General features: G+C 71.7%; 4 protein-coding genes and 1 pseudogene. 4 read left to right on the top strand and 1 reads right to left on the bottom strand.

Annotation, left to right across the window (positions count from 1 at the left end; genetic code table 11):
• The first annotated feature begins 101 nt into the window (after positions 1–101).
• Positions 102–1,421 (top strand): MFS transporter, encoded by a 1,320-nt coding sequence (locus tag FK498_RS16770; RefSeq protein ID WP_141856565.1) that lies wholly within the window; start codon positions 102–104, stop codon positions 1,419–1,421.
• 4 nt (positions 1,422–1,425) lie between these two features.
• Here the strand turns inward: FK498_RS16770 and FK498_RS16775 are convergent, their stop codons facing one another.
• Positions 1,426–2,115, bottom strand: coding sequence for a CBS domain-containing protein (locus tag FK498_RS16775; protein ID WP_237560989.1), 690 nt, complete (start codon positions 2,113–2,115; stop codon positions 1,426–1,428).
• A gap of 206 nt (positions 2,116–2,321) precedes the next feature.
• Here FK498_RS16775 and FK498_RS16780 point away from each other — a divergent pair, with 206 nt between their 5' ends.
• From FK498_RS16780 to FK498_RS16790, 3 genes and pseudogenes are all read left to right on the top strand, one after another.
• Positions 2,322–3,308 (top strand): TAXI family TRAP transporter solute-binding subunit, encoded by a 987-nt coding sequence (locus tag FK498_RS16780; RefSeq protein WP_141856567.1) that lies wholly within the window; start codon positions 2,322–2,324, stop codon positions 3,306–3,308.
• Positions 3,309–3,373: 65 nt separating this feature from the next.
• Positions 3,374–5,434 (top strand): TRAP transporter fused permease subunit, encoded by a 2,061-nt coding sequence (locus tag FK498_RS16785; RefSeq protein WP_237560990.1) that lies wholly within the window; start codon positions 3,374–3,376, stop codon positions 5,432–5,434.
• 78 nt (positions 5,435–5,512) lie between these two features.
• Positions 5,513–5,849, top strand: a pseudogene (locus FK498_RS16790) (biotin/lipoyl-binding protein); the annotation flags it as partial.

Genomic DNA, 5,849 nt, shown 5'->3' on the forward strand with positions numbered 1-5,849 from the left:
GGTGCGCGCTGGGTCGCGGCCGAGCGCGTGCTCGCCGAACTCGGCAACCGGCCGGGCCTGCCGGCGGTGGTGGTCGCCACCCGCGCGGTCGCCGCGCTCGCGTGACGGTGCCGTTCGCCGAGGCGGGACGGCTCGCCGAGCTCGCCCCGGAGCGGCGGCGCGCCATCGTCGCTTGGTGCCTCTACGACTGGGCGAACAGCGCGTTCCCCACCGTGATCGGCACCTTCGTGTTCGCCACCTACTTCGTGCAGGCGGTGGCGGAGGACGAGACCGCCGGCACCGCGCAGTGGGGTTTCGCGATGGCGGTCGCCGGCGTGCTGATCGCGCTCCTCTCGCCGCCGCTCGGCGCGATCGCCGACGGCGCGGGGCGGCGCAAGCCGTGGCTCGCCGCCTTCACGATCATGGCGGTGGCGACCTCGGCCCTGCTGTGGTGGGCGCGCCCCGATCCCGCCGCGGCGCCCTTCGCGCTGGCTGTGGTCGTGCTCGCCACGCTCGGTTTCGAACTCGGCACGGTCTTCTACAACGCGATGCTGGTGGACGTCGCCCCCCGCGCGATGATGGGCCGCGTCTCCGGCTGGGGCTGGGGCCTCGGCTATCTCGGCGGCCTCGCCTGCCTCGTGCTCAGCCTCGTGCTGCTGATCCGGCCCGACCCGCCGCTGCTTCCCCTCCTCAGGGCCGAGGCCGAGCATGTGCGCGCGACCGCGCTGCTGGTCGCGCTCTGGTACGGGACGTTCTGCTGGCCGCTCTTCCTCGTCGTGCCGGACCCGCCCCGGCGCGCGCCGATCGGCCGTGCGGTCCGGTCGGGGATGGCGGCGATGGCGCGGCTCCTGCCGGAGCTCGGCCGGCGCCGCGCAGTGGCGCGATTCCTGGTCGCGCGGCTGCTCTACACCGACGGGCTGAACACGCTGTTCAACTTCGGCGCGATCTACGCCGCCGGCAGCTTCGGCATGGCGACGGACGAGATCATCCTGCTCGGCATCGCGATGAACGTGACGGCGGGCGCGGGCGCCGCGCTGTTCGCCTTCGTCGACGACGCGATCGGGCCGAAGCGGACGGTGCTGGTCTCGCTCGCCGCGCTCGCCGCGATCGGCGGCGCATTGCTGCTGGTCGAGGGCAAGGCGTGGTTCTGGGCGCTCGCCCTGCCGCTCGGCGTGTTCTTCGGCCCGGCCCAGGCGGCGAGCCGGACGCTGATGGCGCGGCTCGCCCCGCCGGCGCAGTCCTCGGAGTATTTCGGGCTGTTCGCGCTCTCGGGCCGCATCACCGCCTTCGCCGGCCCGGCCGCGCTCGCCTGGGCGACGGCGGCATTCGGCAGCCAGCGCGCGGGGATGGCGACGATCCTCGTGTTCCTGCTGGGCGGGGCGGCGATCCTGGCGACGGTGCGGGAGCCGCCGCGCCGAGCGGCTCCCGCGAGGATGGAGTGATCCGTCAGGAATACACGTAGAGCGGGCCGATCACCATGTGGTCCTCGACCCTCTTCACGCCCGGCACACCCTCGGCGAGCACGCGCAGCGCGCGGCGGTACTCGTCGGTGCCGCAGTAGCCGTAGAACTCCACCACGCCGTCCTTCACCACCACGGTGGTGTAGAAGGTGCTGGCCCAGGGCTGCTTCCTCATCTCGGCCATGACGGCACGGTAGATGCCCTCGTCCGAGGTGTCGCCGCCGGTCGTGGCGGCGGGCGGCGAGACCAGCGCGCGCAGAAGGTCGGCGCGCGAGACCACGCCCACGAGCCGTCCGTCGCGGGTGACGAAGACGCGCCGCACATGCTCCTTGTCGAGCAGTTCGGCGATCTCGCCCGCGGGCGTGTCCTCCGTGACGGTCAGCGGATCGGGCGTCATGATGTCGGCCGCCGTGCGGCCGTGGCTCTTGACGTATTGCTGCGCCATCTTCGCCGGATCGGCGAACAGACTCTTGAAGAAGCCGGGCGTCTCGTCGTGGCGGCCCGCGACCTGCTTGATCAGATCGCCTTCCGTGACCACGCCGAGGATCCTGCGGTCGGCGTCGGTCACCGGCACGCCGCTGATGTGCCGCTCGGCCAGCAGCCGGGCCACGCCCATCACAGGGGTGTTCGGGGCGACGGTCACGACATCGGGCGTCATCAGGTCGCGGGCTTTCATCACTCGGTCCTCCGTGCGGTCATGTGCTGGCGGCGCAAGACTAGAACCCTCCGGCCCCGCGCGCGAGAGCATGAGAGCCGCCTCCCCGCAGGCGCGCCTTGCCCTATGTCAAGCGCTGGCCCGTTCCGGTCCCGTCCTGTAGGTTGGCCGCGCTGCGCCCGCCCGGCCCGACCCGGCGGCGCCATCCAGGGAGGAGTCAGAAACCGATGTACGATCGCATTTCCCGCCGCACCGTCCTCGGAGGGCTCGCCGTCGGCGCCACGCTGGCCGCGCCCCGCGTCGCGCGCGCCCAGGGAGCACAGCAGCTCGCCATCGCGACAGGAACCACCGGCGGCGTCTACTACCCGCTCGGTGGCGGCATGGCGGCGATCTTCAGCCGCAACATCCCCGGCATGAGCGCGACCGTCGAGGTCACCGGCGGCAGTGTGGCCAACCTGCAACTGCTGGGTGCCGGCCGCGTCGGGATGATCCTGACCCAGGTGGATGCCGCCGTGGACGCGGTGAACGGGCGCGAGCGGTTCCAGGGCCGCCCCGTGCCGGCGCGCGCGATCTTCGTGATGTACACGAACCGGATGCAGGTGGTGACCGTCGAGGGCCGCGGCATCAGCGCGATGACGGACCTCAAGGGCAAGCGCGTCTCGACCGGCGCGCCCGGCTCGGCGACCGAGGTGATGGCGTTCCGCCTGATCGAGGCGGTCGGGCTGGACCGTGACCGCGACTTCGCCGCGCGCGAGCGCCTCTCGCCCGCCGAGAGCACCAACGCGATCAAGGACGGCAAGCTCGACGCCTACTTCTTCGTCTCCGGCGTGCCCACCAGCGCGATCGTCGATCTCGGCGCCACCCCGGGGGTCAAGCTGCGCCTGATCGACCACGCCGAATACGTGCCGAAGATCGTCGAGAAGTACGGGCCCGTCTACTTCGCCGAGGAGATCCCGGCCGGCACCTACCCGGGCCAGGACCGGCCGAACAAGCAGATGTCGGTCGGCAACATCGTCGCGGTGCGTGCCGACATGCCGGGCGAGCTGGTGACCGCGCTGGTGAAGAACATCTGGGAGGGGCGCGAGGAGCTCGCCCGCGTGCACGCCGCGGCGAAGGACTTCAAGCTCGAGAACCAGAAATCCGCTGCGGCGGGCATTCCCTGGCACCCGGCCGCCGAGGCCTACTGGAAGGCCCAGGGCGCCGTGCTGGGCTGACCGCGGGTGTGCTGCGGGGCCGCTCGCCCGCGGGCGGGCGGCCCCGGCGTTTCGGGGGACGCAGCGTGACGACAGCACGGACGGAGCACGGCCGCGGCAGCGACGCGGCGCACGAGCATCACCTGCCGCCCGAGGCAGCCGCACTCGACGACGAGACCGCCGGCAAGGTCGAGGCGCTGATCGAGCAGGAGGAGGGCGCGCTCAACCGCTATCGCGGCCCGCTGCTGTGGCTGACCACGATCCTCGCGATCGCGATGAGCCTGTTCCACCTCTATGCCGCGGTGGACATCGTGCCGACGATGTACCTGCGCTACATCCATGTCGGCTTCGTGCTGACGCTGACCTTCCTGATGTATCCGGCGCTGCGGCGCTTCCGGCACCGGCTGATGCCGTGGGACGTGCTGCTCGCGGCCGCTGCGCTCTATGTCCTCTACTACCTGGTCGCCGGCGGCGACGAGCTGACCGACCGCTACATCTTCCCCGAGCCGATGGACCTCATGGTCGGCTGGATGCTGATCGTGCTGGTGCTCGAGGCGACGCGGCGCACCACCGGGCCGATCATGCCGGGGATCAGCATCGCCTTCATGCTCTACGCCTTCTTCGGCAACCACCTGCCGGCGCCCTGGACGCACCAGGGCTACGATCAGGTGCGCCTGATCCCGCACCTGACCATCACGCTGGACGGCATCTTCGGCACGGCCGTCGACGTCTCCTCCTCGCTGATCGCGCTGTTCACCATCTTCGGCGCGGTGCTGCAGGTGACCGGCGCGGGCAGGTTCTTCGTCGACTTCTCCTTCGCGCTGATGGGCGGCAAGGCGACGAGCGCGGGCCGCACGGTCGTGCTGTCGTCGTTCCTGCTCGGCGGCCCGTCGGGCTCCGGTGTCGCCACCACCGTCACGCTCGGCTCGGTCGCCTGGCCGATGATGAAGCGCGTGGGCTACGCGCCGCACGATGCCGGCGGGATGCTCGCCGCCGGCGGGCTCGGCGCGATCATCTCGCCGCCAGTGCTGGGCGCGGCCGCCTTCCTGATCGCCGAGTTCCTGCAGATCTCCTACCTGCAGGTGATCCAGATGGCGATCATCCCGACCTGCCTCTACTACGCCTCGCTCCTGTTCATGGTCGAGCTCGACCAGCGGCGCATGGGCGTCGATGCGCGGGCCGACGCGGAGCGCTACAGCACCGAGAGCGCGGGCGTGCTGTTCCGCAAGTACGGCTTCCACCTGACCTCGCTGGTCTCGATCGTCGGCTTCCTGCTCTGGGGCTACTCGGCGACCCTCTCGGTCGTGTACGCGAGCGCGGTGGCGGCGGCGCTGTCGTGGCTCCGGCGCGACTGCGCGATGGGTCCGGGCAAGGCGGTCGCGGCGCTGCGCGACGGCTCGATCCAGGTCCTGAACGTGGCCGCCACCTGCGCCTGCGCCGGCATCATCGTCGGCGTCGTCACCCTGACCGGGCTCGGGCTCAAGTTCAGCGAGATCGCGATCAGCTACGCCGGCGGCTCGCTCGCGCTGACCGCGGTCTATACCGGTCTGATCGTCTGGGTGATCGGGCTCGCCGTGCCGGTGACCGCCTCCTACATCATCTCCGCGGTGATCGCCGCCCCGGCGCTGATCAAGCTCGGCGTGCCGGACTACGCCGCGCACATGTTCATCTTCTACTACGCGGTGCTGAGCGAGGTCTCGCCGCCGACCGCGCTCTCGCCCTTCGCCGCCGCCGCGATCACCGGCGCGGGCCCCTACCGCACCACGCTGATGGCCTGGAAGTACACCCTGCCCGCCTTCCTGCTGCCCTTCCTGTTCGTCACCGATCCGATCGGCATCGGCCTCCTGCTGCAGCGTTCGGCCGGGATGACCTGGGGCGACGTCGCCTGGATCACGGCGCTCGCGACCTTCGGCCTCGGCCTGCTCGCCGCCGCCGCGCAGGGCTTCGGGCTCCGGCCCATGGCGGGTTGGGAGCGCTGGGCGACCGCCTTCGCGGGCATCCTGATGATCTTCCCGGCAGCCGTGGACGGGCTGCTGGAATGGGCGAGCGGGCTGACGATCCCCGCGCCGCACTGGGTCGGCATCGCGCTCGGCTTGATCCTGCTCGCGGTGCAGGCGATGCGGCCCCGCGCCCCGGCGCCGGGATGAGCGGCGGCGATTGATCCAGGTCAGCGCGGGCGTGGCCCGGCGCTGGCACATCAAGACGCAACATCCCCTCGGGATCCCATGCGCGTCCGTCGCCTCCTCGTCCTCGCCATTCTGCTCGCCGCGGCCGCTGCCGGCGCCTGGTGGTACGCGACCGGGCGCCCGCTCGCGGTGCCGGTCGCCGTGCTCGAGCGCGACGTGCCGATCCGCGTCTTCGGCCTCGGCACGATCGAGGCGCAGGTGCTCTCGCGCGTCGGCTTCGAGGTGCCGGGCACGCTCACCGAGGTGCTCGCCGATCACGGCGACCGAGTCGCGGCCGGCACCGTGCTCGCGCGGCTGAACGCGGCGAGCCGCCAGTTCATCAGGAGCGTCAGCGGCAGCAGGACCAGCGCGATCACGAAGGTGGCGAGGTGCTCGC

Source organism: Elioraea sp. Yellowstone (assembly GCF_006704265.1).
Lineage (GTDB): Bacteria > Pseudomonadota > Alphaproteobacteria > Acetobacterales > Acetobacteraceae > Elioraea.

Excerpts from the sequence above, each read along its gene's own strand:
- FK498_RS16775 (WP_237560989.1), bottom strand. The coding sequence starts at position 2,115 with ATGAAAGCCCGCGACCTGATGACGCCCGATGTCGTGACCGTCGCCCCG.
- FK498_RS16780 (WP_141856567.1), top strand. The coding sequence starts at position 2,322 with ATGTACGATCGCATTTCCCGCCGCACCGTCCTCGGAGGGCTCGCCGTC.